Source organism: Bradyrhizobium sp. B117, assembly GCF_038969555.1.
Classification (GTDB): Bacteria; Pseudomonadota; Alphaproteobacteria; order Rhizobiales; family Xanthobacteraceae; genus Bradyrhizobium.
In genome coordinates, this window is sequence record NZ_CP152414.1 from 5,101,630 (window position 1) to 5,128,114 (window position 26,485).

Consider the following 26,485-nt stretch of genomic DNA (forward strand, 5'->3'; position numbering starts at 1 on the left):
CTAGTGTTTTGAATCCGCTTCGGTTTCGACGGCGCAACGGACATGACTGGGCTTGCCCGCGACCCAGCGCCGGCGTGAAAGACCTAACCCTGAACCCTTGATCTAGATCAACCTGGAAGAGTGGCGTTCCGTTTCCGTGGTGGCGCAGGCCAATGATGCACGGGTCCGGAGATCGGCATGAAGCTGGCTGACACGAAATCGTCGCCTGATCCCGGACAATCGTTCCAGCATCCAGCAGATGAGGGGATGCTGTACGTGCCGGGCGGCACGTTTCGCATGGGCTCGGATCGGCACTATCCGGAGGAAGCGCCGGTCCACCGCGTCACCGTAGATGCTTTCTGGATGGATCGCCATCCAGTGACGAACCGGCAATTCAAGGCATTCGCCAGAGCTACCGGCCACGTCACCGTTGCCGAGATCACGCCCGATCCAAAGGATTATCCCGGAATTCTCCCGCATATGATCTACGCGGGTTCTCTGATGTTCTCTCCGCCCGCGTATCCGGTCAATCTCCGAGACTTCAGCCAGTGGTGGACCTTCGCCAAAGGCGCGGACTGGCGGCATCCTTACGGACCCGGGAGCAATATCCGCGGGCTGGATGATCATCCCGTCGTGCATGTGGCGTTCAGCGACGTGATCGCCTACGCGAGATGGGCCGGCAAGGATTTGCCGACCGAGGCGGAATGGGAATTCGCGGCGCGCGGCGGGCTGGATGGCGCCGAGTTCGCTTGGGGAGATGAATTTGCGCCCGAGGGCCGTCACATGGCCAACACCTGGCAGGGCGAATTTCCACGCCAAAATACCGGCGACGACGGGTACGAACGGACATCGCCGGTCACCGCATTTCCGCCGAACGGATACGGGCTGTACGATATGATCGGCAACGTCTGGGAGTGGACGTCCGACTGGTACGCGCCTCGGCATGAGGCCGACGCCGCAAAAGCCTGCTGCATTCCAGAGAACCCGCGCGGCGGCCGCGAGGCCGATAGCTACGACCCCAGAACGACCAACGTCAAGATTCCACGCAAGGTCATCAAAGGCGGCTCGCATTTGTGCGCGCCGAACTACTGCAGGCGCTACCGGCCGGCTGCGCGACATGCGGAGCCGGTCGACACATCCACAAGTCATCTTGGATTTCGGTGCATCAGGCGAGGTGTCTCTAACGCATCATAACGGGAGAGCAATGCCATGTTGAATTGCATATTCAGTGACAAGCTGCCGTTTGCCGCAATTCCCCCCTGCAAGACATCCAGCTGCCACAAGAGGTCCTGTGCCTCGCTGCTTGCCGCGACGATGTTGATGTCGCTGTCCGGGCCGGCCAGCACGCCGGCGAATGCACAGCCGGCCCAGAAGCCCAATATCCTCTTCATCATGGGCGACGACATCGGCTGGATGCAGCCGAGCATCTACCACCGCGGCCTGATGGTCGGGGAAACGCCCAACATCGATCGCATCGGCAACGAAGGTGCGATCTTGATGCACTACTACGCTGAGCAGAGCTGCACGGCCGGCCGCAATGCCTTTTTCACCGGCATGAATCCGCTGCGCACCGGGATGATTCCTCCGCAACTGCCCGGCAGTCCGTCCTATCTGCGGCCCGGCACTCCATCGCTCGCCAAGTTCCTGCTCGATCTCGGCTACAACACCGGCGAGTTCGGCAAGAACCATCTCGGCGACCATACCGACGCGCTGCCGACCGCGCACGGCTTCCAGGAGTTCTGGGGTTATCTGTATCATCTAGATGCGATGCAGGGCGTGAGCTTCCCGGACATCAACAAGACCCCGACCCAGCAGACGGTCGTTCCGCCATGCAAGAATACGCCGATCCCCGGTATCCCGGAGGTACCGGGCGCGGTCGATCCGCAGACGACGGTTTGCCTGACGCCTCCGCGCAACGTGCTGGCGTGCAAGTCGGACGGTACATCCAGGACTCAGCAGTGCGTCGATCAGGGCCCGCTGACACTTGAGCGATCGAAGGGTGTCGACGAGGAAATCTCGGCCAAGGTCATCGACTTCATCGATCGCAACGACCCGAAGACGACGGGCAAGCCTTTCTTCGTCTGGTACAACCCTGCGCGCATGCACGTCACGACCGTGCTGAACGACAAGTACATGGCCATGGTCGGCGAGCCGGGCGGCAAGGACTGGGGCGTCAACGAAGCCGGCATGAAGCAGATGGACGACAACATTGGCTATGTGCTGAAGAAGCTCCAGGACATGGGCCAGCTCGACAACACGATCGTCGTGTTCACCACCGACAACGGCGCCGAGACGTTCACCTTCCCGGACGGCGGCATCACACCGTTCAAGGGCTCGAAGATGAACACCTGGGAAGGCGGCATGCGCGCTCCGTGCGTCATTCGCTGGCCGGGCGTCATCAAGCCCGGGACCGTCAAGAACGACATCTTCGCGTCGCTCGACTGGCTGCCCACGCTTGTCAACATTGCTGGCGGAGCCAAGGGCGATGCGCTGAACAAGCGGATCATGGCCGGCGCCTATCCGGGCATCGTCAAGACCAAGCTCGATGGCGTCGATCAGACCGAGTACCTCTCGGGACGTTCGGAGAAGTCGGCGCGCGATACCTTCTTCTACTATTCCAGCAGCCACCCGTCGGCGGTGCGCTACAAGAATTGGAAGATGTATTTCGCGATCGCGCCCGAAACCGCGACGGGCTTCCTCTCCCCGGGAGTCCAGACCCAGTTCGCAGCCGGCATGGTAAACCTCAAGCGCGATCCATTCGAGACGGGATGGGGCGATGAGAAAAAGGCGGCTTTCTGGTTCAGCGGCGCGCTCGCCGGGCCGGTCACGGCTTACATATACGACTGGAACCTGCTGCCGATCGGGCAGGTGCTGTGGCTGAAGGAGCTGGAATCCTACAAGGAGTTCCCCCCGCTGCAGGATCCCGCGAGCTACAACTTGGATCAGGTCATGGAACAGCTCAAGAAGGGTCAGGGGCACCCGAGCCAGTAGCTCGGATGCTTGCGGGTGATGCGGGCGCCCGACATGGGGCGCTCGCCGATCCACTGCGGTCAGAATCCAACTGCTCGCGAAGCAGCATATATCGGCAAGCGTGCGACGAACTGCAGCGATGCACCAGCCTCGCACGCACCTTCAATGTTGACCGGTAGTGACCGCACAATCGAAGCGGGTCGACAATGAAACAGATCATGCGATTTCCACGCCTTGACCGTCGCGTACTGCTCTCGTCTCTGGCGATGCTTCCGTTTCTATCTGCCGCCCTACGTTCCACGTCGGCCATGGCCCAGACGCAAACCGGTCCTCTGCCATCTTGGAATGAGGGCCCGACGAAAGCTTCGATCGTCGACTTCGTCGCACGGATCACGGAGAGTGGCGGGCCCTATTTCGTACCGCCCGATCAACGCATCGCGACCTTCGACAACGATGGGACGCTTTGGATCGAGCAGCCGATGTATGTGCAGCTCGCTTTTGCGCTGGATCGCGTGAAGGTTCTTGCGCCCATGCATCCGGAATGGAAGGAAAAGCAGCCCTTCGCGGCAGTGCTGAACGGCGACCTGAAGGCGCTCGCAGCTTTCGGAGAAAAGGGCGTGGCCGAGCTGGTGGCGGTGACTCACGCTGGCATGACGACAGCGGAGTTCGAGAAGATCGTCACAGAGTGGCTTGCGACCGCGCGTGATGGTCGCTTCAAACGCCCCTACACCGAACTCGTTTATCACCCTATGCTCGAATTGCTCGCTTACCTCCGCACCAACGGCTTCAAGACCTTCATCGTGTCAGGTGGCGGCATCGAATTCATGCGGCCATGGACCGAGACGACTTATGGAGTGCCTCCCGAGCAGGTCGTCGGATCGTCAATCAAGACTCGCTATGAAATGCGCGACAGCACGCCGGTTCTATTTCGCTTGCCCGAGGTCGATTTCATCGACGACAAGGCCGGCAAGCCGATCGGGATCAATAGCCATATTGGCCGGCGTCCGATCGCCGCCTTCGGGAACTCCGATGGCGACCTCGAAATGCTGCAATGGGCGACGCTGGGTGCCAGCGGCGCACGGTTCGGCCTGATCGTCCACCATACCGACGCGGAACGCGAATATGCCTACGATCGCCAATCACATTTCGGCAAGCTTGATGTCGCTCTCGATGCTGCAGCGCTGAACAGGTGGACCGTTGTGGACATGAAGAAGGACTGGAAGAGGATCTTTTCGTTTGATTAGAGGCGAGATCGTAGGGCTGCTTGCCGCGCGAATGCGGTGCGAATCAACCATCAAGCTAAATGCGCGCTATTGAGCAGAGCACGCCGACTAAGTTTCAGGTTGTGGCCAATTCACAACGGACATCGGGCCTGGAACATGGCCTCCGCATCCGTCGCTTCCGGTCTATCCCCATAAGCGGACAATTCTGTGCCAGTTGGTCTGTCTCAAACGGGCCAACAGCGGCCTCGTATGCGCAAAGCACCCAGCTGATCGATATTCTCGCCGAGTGTGTCCCGTAAGAGACAGTTAAAAATAACTAATTGTAGTTGAATGAGGGAGCGACGGGAAAATCTGGCAATATCGTTACCCCATATGGGAGCGTGCCATGAAGTCGTTCCTTGCGGCTCTGCTTGCTATCTTGATGAGCGTCACTGCGCGTGCTGCGGATATGCCGGTGAAGGCTCCGGCCGCTCTTCCGCCGCCATACAATTGGTCAGGGTTTTATCTTGGCGCAAATGTCGGTGGGGCCTGGACGAGCGGCAGCCTGAACATTCCAGGCAACAATTTATATGGCGGGCTCACGGAATTCATCGGTGGCGTTCAGGCCGGCTACAATTTCCAGGCCGGCCATCTTTTGTTGGGCGTGGAAGGTGATTTCGATGGGGCGACATTTGGTCATCCCGTGCTTCCGACTCCTACGCTCGGCTCGGTGAGCCAGAACTGGATCGGAACGGTGGCAGGCCGCGTCGGGCTCGTGGAAGACCGCTGGCTTTTTTACACCAAGCTTGGCGGTGGCTGGGTGCGCAGCAATGCCTCGCTGAACTTCCCCGGCGTCACTTGGCAGGGGTCCAACACCAGCTCTGGCTGGCTGGCTGGCGTCGGTATCGAATACGGCTTCAAGGCGAATTGGACGCTCAAACTCGAATACGATTACATTGGGCTCGGAAGCTGGACTTCGCCCACTGTCCCGTCGATCCCGCTGAACCGCGACCTTCAGATGGTCAAGCTTGGTGCGAACTACAAATTCGAGAGCGGGCTTCCCGATACGGTCGCGCCGGCAAGAACCGTGCATTCTGCCGAGCACTCCGAAGATGAAGACCTAGCCAAGAAATCACAAAATCCTATCGCTGATCTCGTCAGCGTTCCCTTCCAAAGCAATACGAATTTCAACGCCGCGCCGTTCAATCGCACCCAGGAAGTCCTCAACATTCAGCCAGTCATACCGCTGCGCATCAACGCGGACTGGAATGTGATCTCGCGCACCATCATGCCCGTGATCAGTCAACCTAGTCCGTTTTTTAACAACAACACGAATGGAATTGGCGACATTACCCAGCAGTTCTTTTTCACCCCCACCCATCCAGGCACTCTGATCTGGGGCGTCGGACCCGTCTTCACGGTTCCGTCCGCGAGCGATCCGATTCTCGGAACCGGTAAGGTGTTGTTCGGTCCGACCGCCGTTGCCCTCGTGACGCCGGGACATTGGGTGATCGGCGTGCTGGTCAACAATCAGTGGTCAGTTGGCGGCAATCCATTGCGGCCACCCGTAAACGCATTTCTCGCGCAGCCGTTCGTCAACTACAACATGGCGCACGGGTGGTACCTGACAAGCTCACCTGTGATCACCGCGAACTGGCTGGCGGCGCCGGGTCAGCAGTGGACCGTACCGATCGGTGGCGGTTTCGGCCGCATCTTCAAGATCGGCGACCAGCCAGTGAGCGCAAATATAGCCGGCTATTACAACGTCGTTCGTCCAATCGGCACGCCGAGTTGGCAGTTGCGGGCCGAATTGTCACTGCTCTTCCCCGAGAGGTGAGAGGTGTCTGCTTCGAGATTCGGAAATTTCTGGTCACGCAACGCCGCTCCGTTGCAGACCGTGAAAGGATGGGAGCTTCGCGATGAAGAGCAGGAAATTGATACCAAGGACTGGTTTCGTTTGTCGGCTGGGCGCGGCGGCAATTGCCACCTTACTCGCGCTCCCCAATGATGCGGCGCGAGCTGATGAAGGCGGCGCCAGCTTCTGGATACCCGGCTTCTTTGGCAGCCTCGCCGCCGCCCCCGCGCAGGCGCCCGGCTGGTCGGTGACCTCGATCTATTATCATACCTCGGTTTCCGCCGGCGGCGACGTGGCGCGGGCACGGGAGATCACGATCGGTCGCATTCCCGCGAATCTGAACGTCAACGTGAATGCGAACGTCAAAGCGAATGTGGATCTTGGCCTTCTAGTCGGGACCTACACCTTTGAGACACCGGTGCTGGGCGCGCAGGCGCAGGCCTCCCTGCTGGGTATCTACGGCTCCAACTCGACGTCGTTGGCGGGATCACTGGTGGGGACAGTGACGGGACCAGGCGGCGGAGTACTCCCATTCTCGCGCTTCGACAGCATCGACAGCTCGCTCATTGCATTTGGCGATCTGCTTCCGATGTTCCAGCTGAAATGGAACGCCGGTGTTCACAACTACATGACGTACATCACCGGGGACATCCCGGTTGGGGCCTATCAGTCGGATCGTCTTGCAAATTTAGGGCTCGGGCATTGGGTAATCGACGTTGGAGGTGGCTATACTTATTTCAATCCAAAGACCGGGCACGAGTTGTCAGGGGTGCTGGGATTTACATACAACTTCGTCAACCCCTCCACTCAATATCAAAGCGGCGTCGACATGCACTTCGACTGGGGCGCGTCGCAATTCCTCACCAAGCAGTGGCAGGTCGGCCTCGTGGGTTACGCCTATCAGCAGCTCGGCTGCGACAGCGGCTCCGGCGATCGCGTTGGCTGTTTCCGGTCGCGAGTGCTCGGCGCCGGACCGCAGGTCGGCTACATTTTCCCGGTCGGAGACATGCAGGGATATCTGAACCTGAAGGCCTACGGCGAATTCGCCAATGAAAATCGGCCAGCGGGCTGGAACGTCTGGCTGACGTTCAATCTTTCGCCCCCGGCGGCAACGCCGCCGACACCCTCGAGGCACATTTTTACTAAGTGAGAAGCGGCATCTCGTTCTGGGTCCCGGGGCCGAAGCGCAGTGTACAAACTCGGCGCCCCAGATCCCTACACGCCGCCAGAGCCGGGTTTGATGCGCGCGCGCCCTTGATTCCCCGTCTTCGGGGAAAGACACCCGTAACCGGGTTGCGATCCGACCGCTACGTCGCCGCCAGCTTCACACCCAGCCGGCCCGCCAGCTCCTGCACGAACTGCCAGGCGACGCGGCCCGAGCGAGAGCCGCGCGTGGTCGACCATTCCAGCGCCTCGCGCTCCAGGGCCTCGTCGTCGATCTTGATGCCGAAATGGCTGCAATAGCCGCGCACCATGGCGAGATATTCGTCCTGGCTGCAACGGTGGAAGCCGAGCCAGAGGCCGAAGCGATCCGACAGCGAGACCTTCTCCTCGACCGCTTCGCCGGGATTGATCGCGGTCGAGCGCTCGTTCTCGATCATGTCACGCGCCAGCAGATGGCGGCGGTTGGACGTGGCGTAGAGGATGACGTTCTCGGGCCGGCCCTCGATGCCGCCTTCGAGCACGGCCTTGAGCGATTTGTAGGACGCGTCGTTGCCGTCGAAGGAGAGGTCGTCGATGAACACGATGAAGCGGAAGCTGGCGTCGCGGAGCTTCTCCATCAGCATCGGCAGCGTTTCGATGTCCTCGCGGTGGATCTCGATCAGCTTCAGCCTGTCGGCGGGCTTGCGGTCCGCATTGATGCTGGCATGTGCCGCTTTCACCAGGGACGACTTGCCCATGCCGCGCGCGCCCCAGAGCAGGGCGTTGTTGGCGGGTAGGCCGCCCGCAAAGCGCTCGGTGTTCTCCATCAGGATGTCGCGCATCCGGTCGACGCCCTTGAGCAGGAACAGCTCCACGCGGCTGACCCGCGGCACCGCCGAAAGGCGGCCGTCGGGGTGCCAGACATAGGCGTCTGCCCGGTCGAACGAGGCGGGTTCGGCGATCGGCTTGCCCTGGGCGGCAAGGTGCGCGGCGATCGTCTCCAGCGCGAGGACGATGCGCTCCTGGGTGAGGTCCGGGGCTGCTGTGGCGGCTGCGTTAACCGCCCCCTTGGGGCGATTTGCCGCGAGGCGGGCAGGCTTCTTGGCAGGGGTACGGGGGCCTTTGCCGGCCGGGCTTTTGCTTGGTTTTTTGGGCATGTCCGAAGTTCCTGAGAACGCAGCCTTATCGGGCCTGACGGCGCGCCGCAAGGTGGCCAAATCGCCGGTCTGGCAGCGTTGCAATTGGGGCGGTGGCCGCTATAGTCCGCGCGAATTTGACCGAACCGGTCGCCTTTGAGGGCCTGACCGGCTGTCCCCCGTTCTCACGAGGATCGTCCGAAATGTTGATTACCCCTGCGTATGCCCAGGCTGCGGGCGCCGGTGACACCAACAGCATGTTGATGTCGCTGCTGCCGTTCGCCCTGATCTTCGTGATCATGTACTTCCTGATTCTGCGTCCGCAGCAGAAGAAGGTCCGCGACCATGCCGACCTCGTGAAGAACATCCGCCGCGGCGACACCGTCGTGACCTCGGGCGGCCTCGTCGGCAAGGTCACCAAGGTCGTCGATGACGACCAGATCGAATTCGAGATCTCCGATGGCGTGCGCGTGCGGCAGATGCGCCAGATGATCTCCGGCGTCCGCGCCAAGGGCGAGCCGGCCAAGGAAAGCTCGAAGGAAAGCGCGAAGGACGACACCGCGGCCAAGTGAGCGCTTTGCTGCGAGCATCTCAAGTCTCCTGATCTGACAGGTCCAGTCGATGTTGTATTTCACGCGGTGGAAGGCGCTCGGGATTATCCTGACGGCGCTGATCGTGTGCCTCTGCGCGGTCCCGAACTTCTTTCCCGAAGCGCAGGTCAAGACCTGGCCCGCCTGGGCGCAGCGCCGGCTCGTGCTCGGCCTCGACCTCCAGGGCGGCTCCTATCTGCTGCTCGAGGTCGATTCTGCCTATGTGAAGAAGGAGCGGCTCGATCAGATCCGTGACGACGTGCGCCGGACGCTGCGCGATGCCAAGATCGGCTTCACCGGCGGCGTCACCGTGCGCAACGACGCGGCCGAGGTGCGTATCACCAAGGAGACCGACGTGCAGCCGGCGCTCGCCAAGCTGCGCGAGCTGTCCCAGCCCTTGGGCGGCCTGATGGGGTCGAGCGGTCAGCGCGACCTCGAGGTGACCGACGCCGGCGGCGGCGTGATCCGCCTGACCATCCCGCAGGCCGCGATGCTCGACCGCATGCGCAAGACCATCGAGCAGTCGATCCAGATCGTCGAGCGCCGCGTCAACGAGCTCGGCACCGTCGAGCCCGTGATCCAGCGCCAGGGCAACGACCGCATCCTGGTACAGGTTCCCGGCCTTCAGGATCCGACCCGCCTGAAGGAATTGCTGGGCAAGACCGCGAAGATGGAATTCCGCATGGTCGACACCTCCGTGCCGCCGGATCAGGCGCAGCAGGGCAGGTTGCCGCCGGAATCGGAGCTCTTGATGAGCGCCTCGCCGCCGCCGACGCCTTACGTGGTCAAGAAGCAGGTGCTGGTCGCCGGTGGCGACCTCACCGATGCCCAGGCGAGCTTCGACCAGCGTACCGGCGAGCCGGTCGTCAGCTTCAAGTTCAACACGTCGGGCGCGCGCAAATTCGCGCAGGCGACGCAGGAAAACGTCGGGCTGCCGTTCGCGATCGTGCTCGACAACAAGGTGATCTCGGCGCCCGTGATCCGCGAGCCCATCACCGGCGGCCAGGGCCAGATCTCCGGCAATTTCACCGTGCAATCGGCCAACGATCTCGCCATCCTGCTGCGCGCCGGCGCGCTGCCGGCGCCGCTGACCGTGGTCGAGGAGCGCACTGTCGGCCCGGGCCTCGGCCAGGACTCGATCGAGAAGGGTGAGCTTGCGGCTTACGTCGGCTCGATCCTCGTTATTGTGTTCATGCTGCTAACCTATCGGCTGTTCGGCGTGTTCGCCAACATCGCGGTGGCGATCAACGTCGCCATGATCTTCGGCCTGTTGTCGCTGCTCAACGCCACGCTGACGCTGCCCGGCATCGCCGGCATCGTGCTCACCGTCGGCATTGCGGTCGATAGCAACGTGCTGATCTACGAGCGTATCCGCGAGGAATTGCGCGGCGGCCGCAACGCGATCTCGGCGATCGACGCCGGCTTCAAGCGCGCGCTCGCGACCATCCTCGATTCCAACATCACCACCTTCATTGCTGCCGCGGTGCTGTTCTACATCGGCACCGGCCCGGTGCGCGGCTTCGCCGTGACGCTCGGCATCGGCATCATCACCACGGTGTTCACCGCCTTCACCCTGACCCGGCTGATCGTCGCCTGGTGGGTGCGGTGGAAGCGGCCGCAGAGCGTGCCGATCTAGGAGCCTGATCGTGACTCACACCGTTCTCATCGGGCTCGGCGTCCTCATTGCCATTCTCACCGTGGTCGCGGCGCTTGGCCTGTTGCCGTCGCTGCGCATCGTTCCGGACAACACGCATTTCGACTTCACGCGCTTCCGCCGCATCAGCTTCCCGATCTCGGCGGCGCTGTCGATCGTCGCGATCACGCTGTTCTTCACCCACGGCTTGAACCTCGGTATCGACTTCAAGGGTGGCACGCTGCTTGAGGTGAAGGCGAAGTCCGGCACCGCCGACATCGCGGCGATGCGCACCACGCTCGACGCTCTGGGTCTCGGCGAAATCCAGTTGCAGCAGTTCGGCGGGCCCGAGAATGTCCTGATCCGTGTTGCGGAACAGCCGGGGGGCGATGCCGCCCAGCAGGCGGCCCTGCAGAAGCTTCGTGGCGCGCTCGGCGACAGCGTCGACATTCAGCGCACCGAAGTGCTCGGTCCGCGCGTCGCCGGTGAGCTCTTGGCCTACGGCATGCTCGGCCTGATGCTCGCGATCGTCGCGATCCTGATCTATCTCTGGTTCCGGTTCGAATGGCAGTTCGCGCTGGGCGCCATGATCGCCAACGTGCACGACATCGTGCTGACGATCGGGTTTATGTCGATCAGCCAGGTCGATTTCGACCTGACCAGCATCGCGGCGCTGCTGACGATTCTGGGCTATTCGCTCAACGACACCGTCGTGATCTACGACCGTATCCGCGAGATGCTGCGGCGCTACAAGAAGATGCCGATGCCGCAGCTGCTCAACGAGTCCATCAACTCGACCCTGTCGCGCTCGATCATCACCCACGTCACGGTGACGCTGGCACTGCTGGCGCTGCTGCTGTTCGGTGGTCATGCCATCCACAGCTTCACCGCGGTGATGATGTTCGGCGTGGTGCTTGTCGGCACCTACACCTCGATCTTCATCGCGGCTCCGATCCTGATCTATCTCGGCGTCGGCGAGCATCGCGAGGATGCGCCCGATACGGCTGCGCCGGCGAAGAAAAGCAAGGCGTGATCCGAACCCTATGCCCTCGCACGAGTTTGCGAGGGTAGTCAGCCCATTCGGACGAAGCTCATGGCCGGCGATCCCAACGCTCCGCATTTCCCGCGCTCGGCGCCGATCGAGGCCTATGGCAAGGGCGGCTTCGCCTTTGCCGGCATGTCGCATCGCGGCTCGCTGCTCTGCTTGCCCGACGCGATCTGGGCCTGGGACGTGACCGATCCGGCCAAGATCGACGGCTATTCGCTGGACCGGGTGTTCGCGGCCGCGAACGGCATCGACACGCTGCTGATCGGCACCGGAACCGGGCTCTGGCTGCCGCCGCCAGAGCTGCGCCAGGCGCTCAAGGCGGTGAGGGTGGTGCTGGACACGATGCAGACCGGCCCCGCCGTCCGCACCTACAACATCATGATCGGCGAACGGCGGCGTGTCGCGGCCGCGCTGATCGCCGTGCCATGAGCAGTGCCCCGCCGCCGGACACTGTGACTTACTGCGCCGATCTGCTGCGCAGCCATGACTTTCCGCGCTATGCCGCAACGCTGTTCGTGCCGGCCGCCGAGCGTCGTGCGCTGCTGGCGCTCTATGCCTTCAATGTCGAGATCGTCCGCGTCCGCGACCAGGTGAGCCAGCCCTTGCCCGGCGAGATCCGCTTCCAATGGTGGACCGATCTGCTCGCGGGCCACGCCCATGGCAGCGCCGAGGGCAATCCGGTGGCAGCGGAGCTGCTCCGCGCGATCCGCGATTTCGACCTGCCGGTCGAACCGCTGTCGCTGCTCGTCGACGAGCACCAGTTCGATCTCTACAACGATCCGATGCCGACCACGGCGGCGCTGGAAGGCTATCTGGCGGCGACCTCATCGGCGCTTTTTGCCCTCGCGGCCCGCATCATGGCGCCGCCCTTGGATGCGGCCGAGCATCTCGCCCGCCACGCCGGACTGGCGCAGGGCATGGTGCAGGTCATCGCGAATCTGCCGCGCGATGCGGCGCACCGGCAATTGTTCCTGCCGCAGCAGGTCCTGGCGCGTCACAATTGCAGCAGGGAGGACGTGTTCGCCGGCAAGGACACGCCGAACCTGCGTGCCGTGCTGGACCAGGTCACGGGCGAAGCGCAGCAGCATCTGGCGACGGCGCTCTCGCTGCTGGCGGAGGTGCCGGCCGCGGTTCGGCCGGCGTTTCTGCCGCTCGGACTGGTGCGGGCCGACCTCAAGCGCCTGTCGCAGCCAGCGCGCAATCCGTTCACGCCGCAGCCGGCCTCGCGGCTGCGCACGCTGTGGACGCTCTGGCGCGCCTCGCGCTCCCGGGAATTTACCAAATAGCGGTCGGCTTATCGCCTGGGCCTGTCAAATGCTCTATGCTGTCCCATGGCCGAGTTGTCCCAAAATACGTCTGTCGATCTCAGCGGCTTTCCGGTCGCACCTAAGGACATTCATGTCGCCGCCGAGACCATCCGCGGCGCCGTCGTCGAGACGCCCTGCAGCTACAGCCGCACGCTGAGCAACATCTGCGGCTGCGACATCTGGCTGAAATTCGAGAACCTCCAGTTCACCTCCTCGTTCAAGGAGCGCGGCGCGCTCAATCGGCTCACTGCGTTGACGCCGGAGGAGCGTGCGCGCGGCGTCATCGCGATGTCGGCGGGCAACCACGCGCAGGGCGTCGCCTATCACGCCAAGCGCCTCGGCATTCCCGCCACCATCGTGATGCCTGTGGGCACGCCGATGGTGAAGGTCGAGAACACCAGGCACCATGGCGCCGAGGTGGTGGTCACGGGCGCAACGCTGGAAGAGGCGGCCGCATTCGCGCGCAGCCGCGGCGAGGCCCGGGGCATGATCTTCGTCCATCCTTACGACGATCCGCTGGTCATCGCGGGGCAGGGCACCGTTGGCCTTGAGATGCTCAACGCCGTGCCGGACCTCGATACGCTGGTCGTCCCGATCGGCGGCGGCGGACTGATCAGCGGCATCGCCATCGCCGCCAAATCGATCAAGCCATCGCTGCGGATCCTGGGCGTCGAAGCCTGGCTCTATCCCTCGATGTACAACGCGATCCACGACGGCAATCTGCCGGCGCGCGGCGACACGCTCGCCGAAGGCATCGCGGTGAAGTCGCCCGGCAAGATCACCACCGAGATCGTCCGCCGTCTGGTCGATGACATCGCGCTCGTGAACGAAGCCGAGCTCGAGCGCGCGGTCGCAACCCTGATCTCGATCGAGAAGACGGTCGTCGAGGGCGCCGGCGCCGCCGGCCTCGCCGCGCTGATGTCCGATCCCTCCCGCTTTGCCGGCGACAAAGTCGGCCTGGTGCTGAGCGGCGGCAATATCGACACGCGGTTGATTGCGTCCGTCCTCACCCGCGAGCTCGCGCGTGAGGGGCGGCTGACCCAGTTGTCACTCGACATCCCTGACAGGCCCGGACAGCTTGCTGCGGTCGCGGCGCTGCTGGCCGAGGCCGGCGCCAACATCATCGAGGTCTCGCATCAGCGGACCTTCTCCGACCTGCCGGCCAAGGCGACGCTGCTGCAACTCGTCATCGAGACCCGCGACGCCGCGCATCTCGACGAGGTCATGGCGAGGCTCAGCGCATCCGGACTGAGCGCGCGCTGCACCTGAGCGGTGCGCGCCGCTACCGTGCCGCCAAGCCCGCCAGATGATCGATCAGCCGATCGATCTCGGCCTCCGTGTTGTAGTAGTGCGGGGATGCCCGCACGAGCGGCGGCAGCGCGCGGATTTCGGCGTCGATGCGGGTGCTCGCAGGATCTGAAGCGCCGATGGTGATGCCGGCCGCAGCGGCGCTGCGGACGACGGCATCCGCCTCATGCCCCTCCATCGTGAAGCTGACGATGGCGCCCGGCGTGCGTCCGAGGTCGCGAATTGTGACGCCACGAATGGATGCAAGGCCGCCGCGAAGATGATCCGCAAGCTCGCGGCAGCGCTGCTCGATCGGGCCCATTCCGATATCGAGGGCATAATCGACCGCGGCCCCAAGCCCGAGCCGGGCCGCGTAATTGTTCTCCCAGGTCTCGAAACGGCGTGCATCGTCGCGCAGCCGGTATTCATCTCGCGCGACCCAGGGTGCCGCGAAGTGGTCGATCATGGGCGGCTCGAGGCGTTGCAGCAGCGCCCGGCGGACGTAGAGAAACCCGGTGCCGCGCGGGCCGCGCAGGAATTTGCGCCCCGTTGCCGACAGCATGTCACAGCCAATGGCTTCCACGTCGACCGCCATCTGGCCGACGGCCTGGCAGGCATCGAGCAGATAGGGAATGCCGTGTTCCCGCGCGATCTTGCCGATCGCTGCCGCGGGATTGACCAGCCCGCCATTGGTCGGGACCCAGGTGATTGCGATCAGCTTCACGCGCGCGTCGATCATGCGTTCGAGCGCGGCGACATCGAGCTCTCCGCTGGCATCGCTCGGCACGATATCGATGGTCGCGCCGGTGCGCCTGACGATCTGAAGAAACGCGACATAGTTGGCGGCATATTCCGCCTCGGCGGTCAGGATGCGATCGCCCTTGCGAAACGGCAGCGAATAGAACGCCATCTGCCAGGCAACCGTCGCGTTCTCCACGAGAGCGATCTCGTCAGGCGCGGCGTTCAGCAACCGTGCGACCGAGCCGTAAACCGCATCGAGCCGATCGGTCTCGCGGTCGGCGGCGGCATAGCCTCCGATCTCGGCTTCTAGGTCGATATGCTGCTTCATCGCCGTGACAACGGAAGTCGGCATGAGAGCTGCGCCGGCGTTATGGAGGTAGGCTACTCGCGCGGCGGCGGGCGTGTCGGCGCGTATTCGGTCGAGGTCGATCAAGTGCGTCTCCGCCTTTCGCGATCTTCATGCATTAGACGCGGGGAGGACTGCGAGCAAGACGGCCCGGTTTGGCCTCAGATGCAGAGGCCGAGCAGCTTGATGTGGCAACCGCTGGATTTCGGCTTGCTCGCGGGCGCAGTCTCGCGCTTCACGGCGACCAGCGGCTCCTTATCTTTGTTCTTCTTGCCCTTGGGCTCGTAATCGCCGGCGATCACCATCGCCCAATAGGTGCGTTTGCCGCTGGCGTTCTTGGCACTGGCGATGCCGACGCGGGAAGCGTTGTGCAGCAACAGGTTCTTGCGATGCCCGGAGGAGTCGATCCACTGTCCGAGCGTCTTCTCGAAATTGTCGTAGCCGTAGGCGATGTTCTCGGCGGCGCGGCCCGCGCCGGCCGGGGCGACGCGCTTGTTGAATGGACCGAGAGCGTCATGGCTGAGGTCGTCCTTCGCCGCCATCGCGCGCGCCTGGTCCATGGCGATGCGGTCCAGCGTTGCGTCGCGGACGACGCGGACTTCACCGTGCTTGAGGCGGAAGCTCGAGATCTGCTCGACCGGAGACTCGGCCATGGCCGGGGCGGCCGCCAGCACCAGAAGGCCGGCGATCAGGCCGCCAACCACACCGTGCATCGTCGTCCCCCGCGTCCCCATGATTCCGCCAAAGCCTGCCTTCGTTTGACCGCTTCTCCATCGCCAATGTGGACGCTTCAAGGCACAGGGCCCCGCGCTAGGTGGTTGGCAGGTCCGCCTCGAAATTGAAGCGGTCGCGCAGGTTCTTGCGCTGCTCCAGGATGTCCTTGAGGAAGGCGCGGTCCTGGTCGTTCCTCATCATCGGCTCGATCAGGTCGAGCTGGTTCATGGCGACCAGCTGCAGGATCTCGGTGCGCGGCTTGCCGCTGGGATCGCGCGGCAGCGCGTGCACCACCTGGATGTGTTCCGGCGGCTTCGGGCCCTTCGCAGCAGTCAGCTCGGTGCGGATCTGGCCCTCGAGCGTGGCCTGATCGGCTTCGACGAAGGCATAGAGCCCGACGCCCGAGCGGCGGTCGGCAAAGGCGACGATGGCGGTGTCACGCACGGCCGGGTTCTTGCGGATCAGCTCGGCCAGCACCGGCGCGTCGTTGACCAGCCGGCGGCCGCCGCCCTCGCGGTCGGTGAAGTTGAACAGGCCGCGGGTGATGGCGCGATAGACCTTCTTGCCGGTGGCAAGCCACAGGCTCGCGGCGAACGACTTCTTCGCCAGAACCTTGCGCTCGCGCGGCGTCAGCGCCTCGGGTGCGTAGGAGCGCTTGTGCTTGAGCAGGTGCCGGAGGTCTTCATAGGCGAGGATGCGATAGAGCCGGCCGCGCCGGTTGAAGCATGCTGCGAGCTGGAAGTCGGTCACATAGGCGCGGCCGTCGCGGCCGACCAGCCAGTTCTGTTCCTTGGCAAGATCGTTGTGGCAGATGCCGGCGCGGCGCAGCCGGCGCAGCACCGCCTTGGCCGAACGGAAATAGGCGAGGTCGCCATGGGGCTTGGCCAGATGCAGCGCGACGCCGTCGACGAAGCCGCGCACCAGCGCGCGGCGTCCGGCCCACAGCAGCTCGGGGCCGACGTTCAGGCCCTTGGCGAGCGCCAGCGCATGCTTCTCGCGCGCGAACAGATGGCGCGCCAGCAGGAACGACCACCACGGCACTTCGTCGAGCCGGCGCAGCACCGCATCGACCTCGCCGGCATCGCCGCGGAAGCGGCCGCGCTCGACGGTCGAGAACACGTCGCGCTTGAGCAGCACGCCCTCGGTCCAGCGCGCCGACAGTGACGCGGCGTCGTCTTTAGGGAGGCTCATCGCAAACTCACGCGGCGGCAGCGATGCGCAGGTGATCGGCGATCCAGCGATCGAGATCGGCGAGCGCCAGCGCGCTCATCGCCTGCTTCTTGGCTACGGTCTTCTCGTTGCCGCGCAGTCGCGTGCCGTCGGGCTTTTTCGTCGGCACACTCGCGAGCGGCGGGAACAGGCCGAAATTGATGTTCATCGGCTGGAACGAGCGCGTGCCCGGCTCGATGGTCTCGATATGACCGCCGGTGATGTGGCCGAGCAGCGAGCCGAGCGCCGTCGTCGCCGGCGGGCTCGCCAGCCTCTCGCCGCGGGCGTCGGCTGCCGCATAGAGGCCGGCAATCAGGCCGACGCTGGCTGACTCCACATAACCCTCGCAGCCCGTCATCTGGCCGGCGAAGCGCAGCCGCGGCTGCGCGCGCAGGCGCAGCTGGCCGTCGAGCAGCTTTGGCGAGTTGAGGAAGGTGTTGCGATGCAGGCCGCCGAGACGGGCGAACTCGGCCTTCTCCAGCCCTGGAATGGTGCGGAAGATGCGCTGCTGCTCACCATATTTCAGCTTCGTCTGGAAGCCGACGATATTGTAGAGCGTGCCGAGCTTGTTGTCCTGGCGCAGCTGCACGATTGCGTAGGCCTTGGTGGCGGGATCGTGCGGGTTGGTGAGGCCGACCGGCTTCATCGGGCCGTGGCGCAAGGTCTCGGGGCCGCGCTCCGCCATCACCTCGATCGGCAGGCAGCCGTCGAAATAGGGGGTGTTGGTCTCCCACTCCTTGAACTCGGTCTTCTCGCCTGCGATCAGCGCGGCGACGAAGCCGTCATACTGCTCCTTGGTCATGGGGCAGTTGATGTAGTCGGCGCCGTTGCCGCCGGGACCGACCTTGTCGTAGCGCGACTGGAACCAGGCCACCGACATGTCGATGGACTCGCGATGCACGATCGGCGCGATCGCGTCGAAGAAGGCGAGCGCGTTCTCGTCGGTCAGCTCGCGGATGGCATCGGCGAGAGGAGCAGAGGTGAGGGGACCGGTCGCAACGATGACATTGCTCCAGTCGGCCGGCGGCAGGCCCGCGATCTCGCCGCGGGTGATCTCGATCAGGGGATGGTCGTTCAGCGCCTTGGTGACGGCGGCCGAGAAGCCGTCGCGATCGACCGCGAGCGCGCCGCCGGCGGGCACCTGGTTGGCATCGGCCGCGCGCATGATCAGCGAGTCGAGCCGGCGCATCTCCGCATGCAGCAGGCCGACGGCGTTGTTGGCGGCGTCGTCCGATCGGAACGAATTGGAGCAGACGAGCTCGGCAAGCCCGTCGGTGCGGTGGGCCTCGGTCATGCGGGCCGGCCGCATCTCGTGCAGCACGACGGGCACGCCTGATTTGGCCACCTGCCAGGCGGCCTCGGAACCGGCAAGGCCGGCACCGATCACGTGCACGATGTTGGATTGGGGTCCTGTCATGAGGCGGACAGGTAGCGCTTTTCGGCGAGGAGTGGAATCGCCGAGATCGAGTTTTCTGCCATTGGAAACGACAACGCCCGCACGAGGCGGGCGCTATCGGTTCGTCCGGTAGGGCTGAACGATATCAGCCCTGATACTGACCGGCGGCAACGCGCGGGATGTCCGAGCGATCGAGGCCGATGTCGGCCAGTTCGCGATCGCTGAGCTGGGACAGCTCGGCAACATTGCGCTGATAGTCCCGGAAAGCCTGGATCATGCGGATGAGCGAGAGCAGCATTGGTAGTCTCCTGTAGTTCGATTCAGCCTTTGCCGAGGCGTCATCGTTGAAATGAATATAGGTGAGAGTGGTGCAGTGCGAAAGTTCCGATGTTGCGATGCAGCTAAGCGTATGATGCATGGCGGCGGTAACGGACGATTAACTCGAAGGCAATCTCGCTTAATGCGTAGGCGAGAGAGCCGTCAGATTGTCATAAATGTCCGTGAATACACGGATTTATGATTACAATGGCGGTTCCCCTCGGTGCCGAAATAAGTCGTGTTCCCCTCCCACGCAAGGCGACCGTCCAGCTACTGCGCCCAAGTCTCGCATGCGCGAATCGCATGTGTCGCAGGCTATAAGTAATGAATATAAATTCACTTAAGTGAGCAGGCGGCTCGGAAGCGAACCACCGCTGGATCGGCGACAATCGCCGATTCGCTAGCCCTCGGGGGCCGACGAGGCCGAGCAGCCGGCAGGACAGAGGGGAGCTGATCCCGGCGTGGTTCGCGTCTCACCCGTCTCCTGGTGCGGTGCACACACGTCAAAGGTGTAGCTTCATTACCAAGTTGTAATGGAAATCAGAAATTTCGCATGCGCCTCTGCGCGGCGCGCAACATCACGCAATTCTCGCGGGGAATTTATTGCGGCAAGTTGCCGCGCCCGGAGGAAAGTCATGTCGCAGATTCCGGCAATGTCGCTGGGGCTGTCTCAAGAACAGAGAAGGAAAGTAACATCATGACGAAGTTACTCGGGGTTATCGCAATTGCCGCCGTCGCGTTCGCCGTCGCGCCTGCCCAGGCCGCCAAGCACGCCACGGGCGGCTGCAGCTCGGCCAATCTGGAGAAGACCGAAACCGCGATCGAAGCCATGGCCGACGGCGACAGCAAGTTCGTCGCGCAGAAGGAGATCGCGGCGGCGCAGGACGCGCTCCTCAACGGCAAAATGGGTGCATGCGGCATGCACCTCAACAAGGCGATGCACGCCACCATGGGCAAGTAAACGGGTAGGCAAACGCACCCAAGAGAGGGCCGGTCGCCTTACCGATCGGCCCTATGCGTTTTGCAGAGTGTTATTTTAAGGGGCGTGGGCCAGCTGGGCGGCGAAATAGGCCACCGTCTTGGAATAGACCTCGCTCTTGTTCCACTGCTGGAGCACCGCGAAGTTCGGGCTGCCGGGCTGCCAATCCTTACCCTTCTGCCAGCCATAGCCGGCGAGATAATTGGCAGTTGAGGCGAGCACGTCGGGCGCATTGTGCAGGAGATCGCGCTTGCCATTGCCGTCGAAGTCGACGGCGTATTTCATCCAGGACGACGGCATGAACTGGGTCTGGCCGAGCTCACCGGCCCAGGCGCCTTTCATGTCGCCTGGGGCCAGGTCGCCGCGCTGAACGATGCGCAGTGCATCCATCAACTCGGCGCGAAACTGCTCCGAACGCCGGCAGTCATACGCCAGCGTCGCCAGCGAGCGGATGGTGGCGAACTTGCCGGTGTTGACGCCGAAATCGGTCTCGAGCCCCCAGATCGCGACCAGCACCTCGCCGGGCACGCCATAGGTTTGCTCAATGCGCGACAGCACCGAGCCGTATTGCTTCATCATGTTGGAGCCGCGCGTCATTCGCGGCGGCACCATGCGGCCGGAAAACTCTTCAAACGTCTGGGTGAAGACCTTTTGCGACTTGTCGCGGTTGAGCACGCTCTGGTCGAGGGTCACACCGGCAAGCCCGGCGGCGATGGCCTGCTGCGAGATGCCCTTGGCCGCGGCGTCTGCTTTGAAGTCGGCAAGCCAAGCGTCGAAATTGCCGGAGCCGCAGGCGACCGCAGCGAGCGTTGGCTGGGCGGACAGGATGGATGCGGAGAGGGCGAGGGCTGCAAGAGCGAGACGAGAAACCGTCGGGGTCATCAGATGAAATGGATTCCGTGAAGTGATCTGACCGGCAGGCGCAATCTCGATTGTAACCGCGGCCAAAGCAAGGCGTATGACAGTTCGCGATCCTGCCCGAGCCGGGCTCGGGCAGGATCGCACGTCACGATGTCGTCAGGCGTCCGACCTGTTACGCCAGGGGAAGAGGTTGGCGGGGAAATCGGCGGCAGGCTTGCGCGGGCGATGCGGCGGGGGCGGCACCGGACGCGACCCGGGCTCCGAGGCGATCACCTTGCGATAGAGGTGCCAGGTGGCGTGGCCGAGCAGGGGGATCACCACGGCAAGGCCGAGGAAGGCCGGGATCGTGCCGAGCGCCAGCAGCACGGCCACGATCAGGCCCCAGGCCGCCATCGGCACCGGGTTCTTGGCGACGACGCGCAGCGAGGTGACCATCGCCTCGAACGCGCCGGCATGGCGGTCGAGCATGAGGGGGAACGACACGGCGCTGATGCAGAGCGCGGCGAGAGCGAACAGGAAGCCGGCGCCGCAGCCGACCACGATCAGCCACCAGCCTTGCGGGGTCGTCAGCACGCGCGTCATGAAATCGGAGATTCCGGTCACGCCTTCATAGCCGAACGCCGACACATAAATGGCCTGCGCGGTCGCAACCCAGGTCACGAACAGAGCGAGCAGCAACGTGCCGAGGCCGAGCATGGCGCCGAACGAGGGCGAGCGCAGGACCTCCATGGCATCCCAGGCACTCGCCTCTTCGCCGCGTTCGCGCCGGCTGGAGAGTTCATAGAGACCGAGCGCCGCGAACGGCCCGATCAGCGCGAAGCCGGCGGCCAGAGGAAACAGCAGCGGCAGCACCGAATAGCCCATCACCACGCGGGCGAGCACGAGGCCCAGCACCGGATAGATCACGCAGAGGATGATGGCGTGGCTCGGAACCGCCTTGAAATCTTCCCAGCCGCGCTTGAGCGCATCGTGCAGGTCGGAGAGTTGGATGGTTCGGATCACAGGTCCAGCCGCGTCAGTGGGCTGGGCCATCGTTGGGACATTGCCCCGGTAGAATGTGGCCATGGTCGCTAGCTCCCTTGCCGGGCAGCCGCATCCGGCGCCGGCAACGGCGCAAGCGGCCGCCATTCTCTGAGTTGCGCGATCCCTACCAGACGCGAATTCCGGAAGGCATCGCGAGCTGAACAGGAAGCGTACGCCCATTTCCGAGACCTGTCCCTCACGCTCGGGTGAAATTCGATGCCGCAATGCAACCTCGAACGTGTCATTCGGTCGTCATTTCGCCGCAGATAAGCTGATGCTGCTTGTTCGTTCGCAGGAACGCGGGCGCAACGCGGTAACTTCGTCTATAAGTGTGCCACTCAAGGCCCTTCTAACGGATCCTTTTCGGGGAGCAGACATGAGCATTTTCGGGAAAATCATGGGCGCGATCTTCGGCAGCCATCCGGCTGCCGCCGCACCCGCAGGCAGCGCACCGTCGTCCAGCGCGCCGTCGTCCGGCGCGCCCGCCAGCGCCGCGCCGGCTGGATCGGCGCCTGCTGCCGCGCCGGCGGCAACGGTCGACGTCGCTGCGATCGTCGACAAGGCTGCGGCCGCGCACAAGGGCGAGAAGCTGGAGTGGCGCACCTCCATCGTCGACCTCATGAAGGCGCTCGACATCGATTCCAGCCTCGCCGCCCGCAAGGACCTCGCCAAGGAGCTCGGCTATAGCGGCGACATGAACGACTCCGCCAGCATGAACGTCTGGCTGCACAAGCAGGTGATGTCCAAGCTCGCTGCCAATGGCGGCAAGCTGCCGCCGGAAATCAAGCACTGACCGCTCGATCGGTCATTGCCAAGGGATTGAGCCAAGGGATTGAGAAGGGCCCGCGATCTCGCGGGCCCTTTTGCTTTCAGGCGACGAGATCCGCATCCTCCGGATGCTTGTCGAGATAGTCGACGACGAAGCCGCAGCCGGCGATCACCTTCCGGCCGTCGCGACGGATCAGCTCTAGCGCGCCCTTCACCAGTTCGGACGCGATGCCGCGGCCGCGCAGCGCGCGCGGCGTCTCGGTATGGGTGATCATCACGGCCGACGGTGTCAGCCGGTAATTGGCGAAGGCGACCTCGCTGCCGACGTCGAGCTCGAAGCGGCTCCTGTCCTTGTTGTCGCGTACCGATGCCGCCATGCCAGATCCTTCCGAAGCGCTGCCTGTTTCCTGATCTAGGCGCCTGAACCGGCCCTTGCCAAGGTGCGACCAAGGGAGGTTGCCGCAGGGGAGATATCTCGAAATGCGTGTCGCACTCAGCTTTCCCGCGCTGCTCGCTGTCTTGCTTTCGACGGCGCCGCTGCCGGCTGCGGCCGAAGGCGGTCCGGTCTGGGACGCATGCGTCGGGCCGACCAGCACGCCGGAGGAGCGGGTCAAGGCCTGCTCGACCGTAATCGAGACCAGGAGCGAGAGCGGCCACCGGCTGGCGGGCGCCTATTGCAATCGCGGCCATGGTCTCACCGAGGAGCGCGAGCTCGACGCGGCGCTGTCGGATCTCGACGAGGCGGTCCGGCTCGCTCCCGACTATGCCTGCGCCTTCAACAATCGCGGCCGTGTCTACAGCTTCAAGCGCGACTATGATCGCGCCATCGCCGATTACGACCAGGCCATCAGGCTCGATCCCTCGCTGGCGCTGGCCTACAGCAACCGCGGCGAATCCCGCTACAACAAGGGTGATCTCGATGGCGCCTTTGCCGACTTCGACGCCGCGATCAAGCGCGATCCGAACTATGCCACGGCCTACACCAATCGCGCCCTGGTGTACTATCGCAGGCACGACATGGCGCATGCGCTCACCGACTACACCATGCGGATCAAGCTTGCGCCCAGCCTGCTCGCCTATATCGACCGCGGCAACGTCTATCGCGACAGCGAACAGCTCGACCGCGCCGCCGCCGATTATGGCGAGGCGATCCGCATCGCGCCGACCGACGCGCGCGGCTGGCGCAATCGCGGCATGATCCGGCTCTACCAGGGCGACAACAAGGGCGGTCTTGCCGACTACGACAAGGCGCTGCAATACGATCCCTCCGACGTGTTCTCCTGGAACAATCGCGGCCAGGCCAGGCTTCGGCTCGGCGACAAGCAGGGCGCGATCGCCGACTTCAGGAAGGCGTTGGGATTGAAGCCCGGCCTGCCGGTCGCGCGCGAGGCGCTGCAGAGGCTCGGGGCGCTGTAGCCGCAGTGCGATATGAGTTGGCGACCTGCGAAGATCGCGGCGGCCATCGAAATAATCCTCGCAGCCGCTCTTGCGCGGTCGCCGGCGGCTCCCACGTCTTTTGCAGGACATACGCCCGAATGCGGCAGGCAGGGTCGCTAGATATTCGGTGTGTCATGATCGCCAGCCGCAGACGTATGCCTCTGTTGTGGGAGGGTACGATGTCGGACTTTGGTTTCTTGAATACTCATCGAACATGGGAAGACTGGTGCGGGATGGTGCTGGGCGCACTGATCGTCGTCTCGCCGTGGTTTCCCATCCAGGATCAGCCCGGGCTCGCCGGAGACTCAATGGTCATCCTGAACGCGGTCGCAGTCGGCCTGATCGTGTTTGGCATCAGTCAGCTCGAATATGTCGCGCTGCAACGCTGGCAGGAGGTGGCAACGATCCTGCTCGGATTGTGGCTCATCGCCTCGCCCTATTTCCTCGGCTATTCCGCTGAAGGGTTCCTGCGCATCTACCACACCAGCCTCGGCGCGGTTGCGGTGCTGCTCGGCGTGCTGCTGCTGTGGCAGGACTGGGATCTGACTGATCAGGACCTGCTCAAGCACGGGCAATAGGCCGCAGATGTCGGCGGGCCCGCGCGGCTACGAGCGGCCCGTGCGCTCATCGCTTCACCAGGTCCTGATACTCCGGGTGCTTCTCGATCCACGCCTTCACGAACGGGCATTGCGGGATCAGCTTCAATCCGGCCGCGCGGACCTGGTCGAGCGCGCCTTGCACCAACCTTGAGCCGACGCCCTTGCCGCCGAGCTCCTTCGGCACGTCCGTATGCTCGAAGGTGATGACATCGTCATCGAGCTTGTAATGCTCCGTCGCGAGATGGCCCTCCACCTCGAGCTCATAGCGGTGATGGGCCTTGTTGTTGATGACGTCGCTCATGTCGTCTCCGGTCAGCTCTTCAGCGAGTCCGTCAGCATCTTGCGGATCGACCAGGCTTCGCCGTCGGAGGAGCCCCTGATGTCGTCGATCTTCCAGCTAGTGGCCTCACGCACGAAGTCGTAACGCACGATCTGGTCGGCCGGTTTCCGGTCGTTGCGGTGGCCGGTGATGGTCACCGCGACCGTCGCCTTGTCGGCCTCCATCTTCTCAGCGTCAACCTTGAACGACTTCACGTCCGGTTCCTGCGAATTGGTGACGGGATCGAAGTCGACCGGCCCGACGTCACCCTTCGGCGTGTGCGCATCCGCCTTGGCCCACAGCGCGACCAGCGATTTGGAGAGGTATTTTGACTTCGCCGCCTTGTTCTCGATGACGAAGGCGGCGCCACCGTCGCCCTTGCCCTTGGCGGCGCGGGTATAGATCGCGGTCAGGATGGCGACGGGATCGCGGGGAGCCGGGGTTTCGGCGAAGGCCGGGGCGATTCCGGCAAGCAGAGAGGCGGCGACGAAGGTCCGACGGGTGAGCATGAAATGTCCCTGAGATGATGGCGCGCGACAACAGGCCGGAGTGGCCGGCGCGTATCTCTGTAGACCGATGGAGCGGCTGTTCGGTTCAATCACTCGCCTTGGCGAGCCTGGAGACTTCCGGCTGCGGCTGTTGGCGGAGGCAGCCCTGGCAGATGACGAGGGAGCGGTTGACCTTGGCGTCCTGCTCGGCCTCGATGCCGTCCTGCGCCTGCCACCATTCCCTGGAATAGGGCTGAAGCCCGGCTTGCGATCTGGTGCGCTCGGAGCTGGCGGCGCGCGTTGCACGCAATGACGCAGAACGCGGCTGGTTGGGATCTGCGCCGGCGCCGTCCCAGGCGTAGCGCGCGGGCTTGAAGGCGGGGTCGGGTGCGAGATGGGCTTGCGGGGCGACGGCACATCCGGCAAGCGCCAGCGACAGCAGGAGGAGGGCGGGCGCTTTGACCATGATGCGGCACTCTGTACGCGAGAACTGAGCGAGGTTGCGCTGATCATGTTTAAAATTCCCTGAACGATCGTGCCCGCACCACCGACAAACGCGCATGCGCTATCTCATCCTCCTGCTCGTTCTCGTCGCCTCCGTTGCGCGCGCTGACGACGCGAAGCCGTTCAATCCCTCGGACTATCCGCCCGCCGTGCAGAAGGCGCTGCATTATGCTAACGAGGAATGCAGCGGCCAGGATGGCGGCGCCGTGACCTTCGCCCCGGATACCGTGCGCAAGGTCGATCTGACGGGCGATGGCCGTGAGGACTACATCGTCGATTTCCGCGACACCAAATGCGGCGACCGCGAGACCAACTATTGTGGAACCGGCGGCTGCGTCATGACCATCCTGGTGACGCTGCCGGATGGCAGCGTGCGCCAGGTGTTCGACGGCTATGTCCGCAGCTACAAGATCCTGGCACCGCCGATGAAGCGCGCCGCCGCGCGCACCATCCGGTTCGATCTGCACGGCAGCTATTGCGGCGGTTTTGGCGCGCAGGCCTGCGTCAAGGAGAGGGCGATCACGGCGACGCCGTTCGCATTCAAGCAGCCGTAGGGCAGGCGCGCGGCCGATGGTCTTGCGGCGGCGCCGACGATGGCGATAAATGGGCTCTGATGAGCGGGCGGCTTGCGCG

28 protein-coding genes are annotated in these 26,485 nt (G+C 63.9%); 16 read left to right on the forward strand and 12 right to left on the reverse strand.

The annotated features are described in order from the left end of the window. Positions 1-177: 177 nt before the first annotated feature. The 5 genes from AAFG16_RS25025 to AAFG16_RS25045 all read left to right on the forward strand — a co-directional run bounded on the left by AAFG16_RS25025 (position 178) and on the right by AAFG16_RS25045 (position 7,156). Positions 178-1,173: a formylglycine-generating enzyme family protein gene (locus AAFG16_RS25025; protein ID WP_283079073.1), complete on the forward strand. Its 996-nt coding sequence runs from the start codon at positions 178-180 to the stop codon at positions 1,171-1,173. 126 nt (positions 1,174-1,299) lie between these two features. Next, positions 1,300-2,970 (forward strand): arylsulfatase, encoded by a 1,671-nt coding sequence (locus AAFG16_RS25030; protein ID WP_283086960.1) that lies wholly within the window; start codon positions 1,300-1,302, stop codon positions 2,968-2,970. 245 nt (positions 2,971-3,215) lie between these two features. After that, positions 3,216-4,193 (forward strand): HAD family hydrolase, encoded by a 978-nt coding sequence (locus tag AAFG16_RS25035; protein WP_283086961.1) that lies wholly within the window; start codon positions 3,216-3,218, stop codon positions 4,191-4,193. Between the two features lie 364 nt (positions 4,194-4,557). Beyond that, the gene (locus tag AAFG16_RS25040) at positions 4,558-5,988 is read left to right on the forward strand and encodes an outer membrane protein (protein ID WP_342729614.1); all 1,431 of its coding nucleotides are present in this window, start codon (positions 4,558-4,560) and stop codon (positions 5,986-5,988) included. A gap of 82 nt (positions 5,989-6,070) precedes the next feature. Then, positions 6,071-7,156 (forward strand): transporter, encoded by a 1,086-nt coding sequence (locus tag AAFG16_RS25045; RefSeq protein WP_342729616.1) that lies wholly within the window; start codon positions 6,071-6,073, stop codon positions 7,154-7,156. A gap of 157 nt (positions 7,157-7,313) precedes the next feature. Here the strand turns inward: AAFG16_RS25045 and AAFG16_RS25050 are convergent, their stop codons facing one another. Continuing rightward, positions 7,314-8,306, reverse strand: coding sequence for an ATP-binding protein (locus AAFG16_RS25050; protein ID WP_342729618.1), 993 nt, complete (start codon positions 8,304-8,306; stop codon positions 7,314-7,316). Between the two features lie 182 nt (positions 8,307-8,488). On the opposite strand from AAFG16_RS25050, the gene yajC reads away from it, so the two are divergent. The 6 genes from yajC to AAFG16_RS25080 are packed head-to-tail and all read left to right on the forward strand — an operon-like array spanning position 8,489 to position 14,132. After that, positions 8,489-8,857, forward strand: a complete 369-nt coding sequence (yajC, locus tag AAFG16_RS25055; protein WP_283079077.1) for a preprotein translocase subunit YajC — start codon at positions 8,489-8,491, stop codon at positions 8,855-8,857. A gap of 49 nt (positions 8,858-8,906) precedes the next feature. Continuing rightward, the gene (gene secD / locus AAFG16_RS25060; protein WP_283079078.1) at positions 8,907-10,511 is read left to right on the forward strand and encodes a protein translocase subunit SecD; all 1,605 of its coding nucleotides are present in this window, start codon (positions 8,907-8,909) and stop codon (positions 10,509-10,511) included. A gap of 10 nt (positions 10,512-10,521) precedes the next feature. Next, entirely contained in the window at positions 10,522-11,541 is a 1,020-nt protein-coding gene (gene secF / locus AAFG16_RS25065; protein ID WP_342729621.1) for a protein translocase subunit SecF, read from the forward strand. A gap of 60 nt (positions 11,542-11,601) precedes the next feature. Further along, a complete protein-coding gene (locus tag AAFG16_RS25070) occupies positions 11,602-11,985 on the forward strand; it encodes an MTH938/NDUFAF3 family protein (RefSeq protein ID WP_342729623.1) in 384 nt (127 codons plus the stop codon). Continuing rightward, complete coding sequence (locus AAFG16_RS25075; protein ID WP_342729625.1) at positions 11,982-12,842, forward strand: phytoene/squalene synthase family protein; 861 nt, start codon at positions 11,982-11,984, stop codon at positions 12,840-12,842. The genes AAFG16_RS25070 and AAFG16_RS25075 overlap by 4 nt, the downstream gene beginning before the upstream one ends. A gap of 45 nt (positions 12,843-12,887) precedes the next feature. After that, positions 12,888-14,132: a threonine ammonia-lyase gene (locus AAFG16_RS25080; protein WP_342729627.1), complete on the forward strand. Its 1,245-nt coding sequence runs from the start codon at positions 12,888-12,890 to the stop codon at positions 14,130-14,132. Positions 14,133-14,145: 13 nt separating this feature from the next. Here AAFG16_RS25080 and AAFG16_RS25085 read toward each other — a convergent pair whose 3' ends face one another. From AAFG16_RS25085 to AAFG16_RS25105, 5 genes are all read right to left on the reverse strand, one after another. Then, positions 14,146-15,324, reverse strand: coding sequence for an aminotransferase class V-fold PLP-dependent enzyme (locus tag AAFG16_RS25085; protein ID WP_342729629.1), 1,179 nt, complete (start codon positions 15,322-15,324; stop codon positions 14,146-14,148). Positions 15,325-15,398: 74 nt separating this feature from the next. Continuing rightward, complete coding sequence (locus AAFG16_RS25090) at positions 15,399-15,950, reverse strand: CAP domain-containing protein (protein ID WP_342729631.1); 552 nt, start codon at positions 15,948-15,950, stop codon at positions 15,399-15,401. Positions 15,951-16,047: 97 nt separating this feature from the next. Continuing rightward, on the reverse strand, positions 16,048-17,142 hold the full coding sequence (locus tag AAFG16_RS25095; RefSeq protein WP_283079084.1) for a serine/threonine protein kinase: 1,095 nt from the start codon (positions 17,140-17,142) through the stop codon (positions 16,048-16,050). Positions 17,143-17,149: 7 nt separating this feature from the next. Continuing rightward, complete coding sequence (trmFO, locus tag AAFG16_RS25100; protein ID WP_342729634.1) at positions 17,150-18,577, reverse strand: methylenetetrahydrofolate--tRNA-(uracil(54)-C(5))-methyltransferase (FADH(2)-oxidizing) TrmFO; 1,428 nt, start codon at positions 18,575-18,577, stop codon at positions 17,150-17,152. A 124-nt stretch (positions 18,578-18,701) separates the two neighbouring features. Next, a complete protein-coding gene (locus tag AAFG16_RS25105) occupies positions 18,702-18,854 on the reverse strand; it encodes a DUF1127 domain-containing protein (RefSeq protein WP_007590701.1) in 153 nt (50 codons plus the stop codon). Positions 18,855-19,427: 573 nt separating this feature from the next. Between AAFG16_RS25105 and AAFG16_RS25110 the strand changes: the two genes are divergently transcribed. Further along, entirely contained in the window at positions 19,428-19,835 is a 408-nt protein-coding gene (locus tag AAFG16_RS25110; protein ID WP_342729636.1) for a hypothetical protein, read from the forward strand. Between the two features lie 75 nt (positions 19,836-19,910). Here AAFG16_RS25110 and AAFG16_RS25115 read toward each other — a convergent pair whose 3' ends face one another. Both AAFG16_RS25115 and AAFG16_RS25120 read right to left on the reverse strand, forming a co-directional pair. Then, positions 19,911-20,735 carry a lytic murein transglycosylase gene (locus tag AAFG16_RS25115; protein ID WP_342729638.1) on the reverse strand — a complete coding sequence of 275 codons (825 nt, stop codon included), beginning with the start codon at positions 20,733-20,735 and terminating at the stop codon, positions 19,911-19,913. Between the two features lie 135 nt (positions 20,736-20,870). Next, on the reverse strand, positions 20,871-21,779 hold the full coding sequence (locus AAFG16_RS25120; protein WP_342729640.1) for a DUF2189 domain-containing protein: 909 nt from the start codon (positions 21,777-21,779) through the stop codon (positions 20,871-20,873). Positions 21,780-22,113: 334 nt separating this feature from the next. On the opposite strand from AAFG16_RS25120, the gene AAFG16_RS25125 reads away from it, so the two are divergent. Beyond that, complete coding sequence (locus AAFG16_RS25125; protein ID WP_283079089.1) at positions 22,114-22,530, forward strand: DUF3597 domain-containing protein; 417 nt, start codon at positions 22,114-22,116, stop codon at positions 22,528-22,530. Between the two features lie 76 nt (positions 22,531-22,606). Here the strand turns inward: AAFG16_RS25125 and AAFG16_RS25130 are convergent, their stop codons facing one another. Continuing rightward, positions 22,607-22,882, reverse strand: a complete 276-nt coding sequence (locus AAFG16_RS25130; RefSeq protein ID WP_283079090.1) for a GNAT family N-acetyltransferase — start codon at positions 22,880-22,882, stop codon at positions 22,607-22,609. Positions 22,883-22,985: 103 nt separating this feature from the next. Here AAFG16_RS25130 and AAFG16_RS25135 point away from each other — a divergent pair, with 103 nt between their 5' ends. Continuing rightward, entirely contained in the window at positions 22,986-23,921 is a 936-nt protein-coding gene (locus AAFG16_RS25135; RefSeq protein ID WP_342729643.1) for a tetratricopeptide repeat protein, read from the forward strand. A 200-nt stretch (positions 23,922-24,121) separates the two neighbouring features. Beyond that, positions 24,122-24,520 (forward strand): SPW repeat protein, encoded by a 399-nt coding sequence (locus AAFG16_RS25140; RefSeq protein ID WP_283079092.1) that lies wholly within the window; start codon positions 24,122-24,124, stop codon positions 24,518-24,520. A gap of 46 nt (positions 24,521-24,566) precedes the next feature. Here the strand turns inward: AAFG16_RS25140 and AAFG16_RS25145 are convergent, their stop codons facing one another. From AAFG16_RS25145 to AAFG16_RS25155, 3 genes are all read right to left on the reverse strand, one after another. After that, entirely contained in the window at positions 24,567-24,842 is a 276-nt protein-coding gene (locus AAFG16_RS25145; RefSeq protein WP_342729646.1) for a GNAT family N-acetyltransferase, read from the reverse strand. An 11-nt stretch (positions 24,843-24,853) separates the two neighbouring features. After that, entirely contained in the window at positions 24,854-25,369 is a 516-nt protein-coding gene (locus AAFG16_RS25150) for a DUF3828 domain-containing protein (protein ID WP_342729648.1), read from the reverse strand. Between the two features lie 85 nt (positions 25,370-25,454). Beyond that, entirely contained in the window at positions 25,455-25,814 is a 360-nt protein-coding gene (locus AAFG16_RS25155) for a hypothetical protein (RefSeq protein ID WP_342729650.1), read from the reverse strand. Positions 25,815-25,908: 94 nt separating this feature from the next. Here AAFG16_RS25155 and AAFG16_RS25160 point away from each other — a divergent pair, with 94 nt between their 5' ends. Continuing rightward, entirely contained in the window at positions 25,909-26,406 is a 498-nt protein-coding gene (locus tag AAFG16_RS25160) for a hypothetical protein (protein ID WP_342729652.1), read from the forward strand. Positions 26,407-26,485 lie beyond the last annotated feature (79 nt).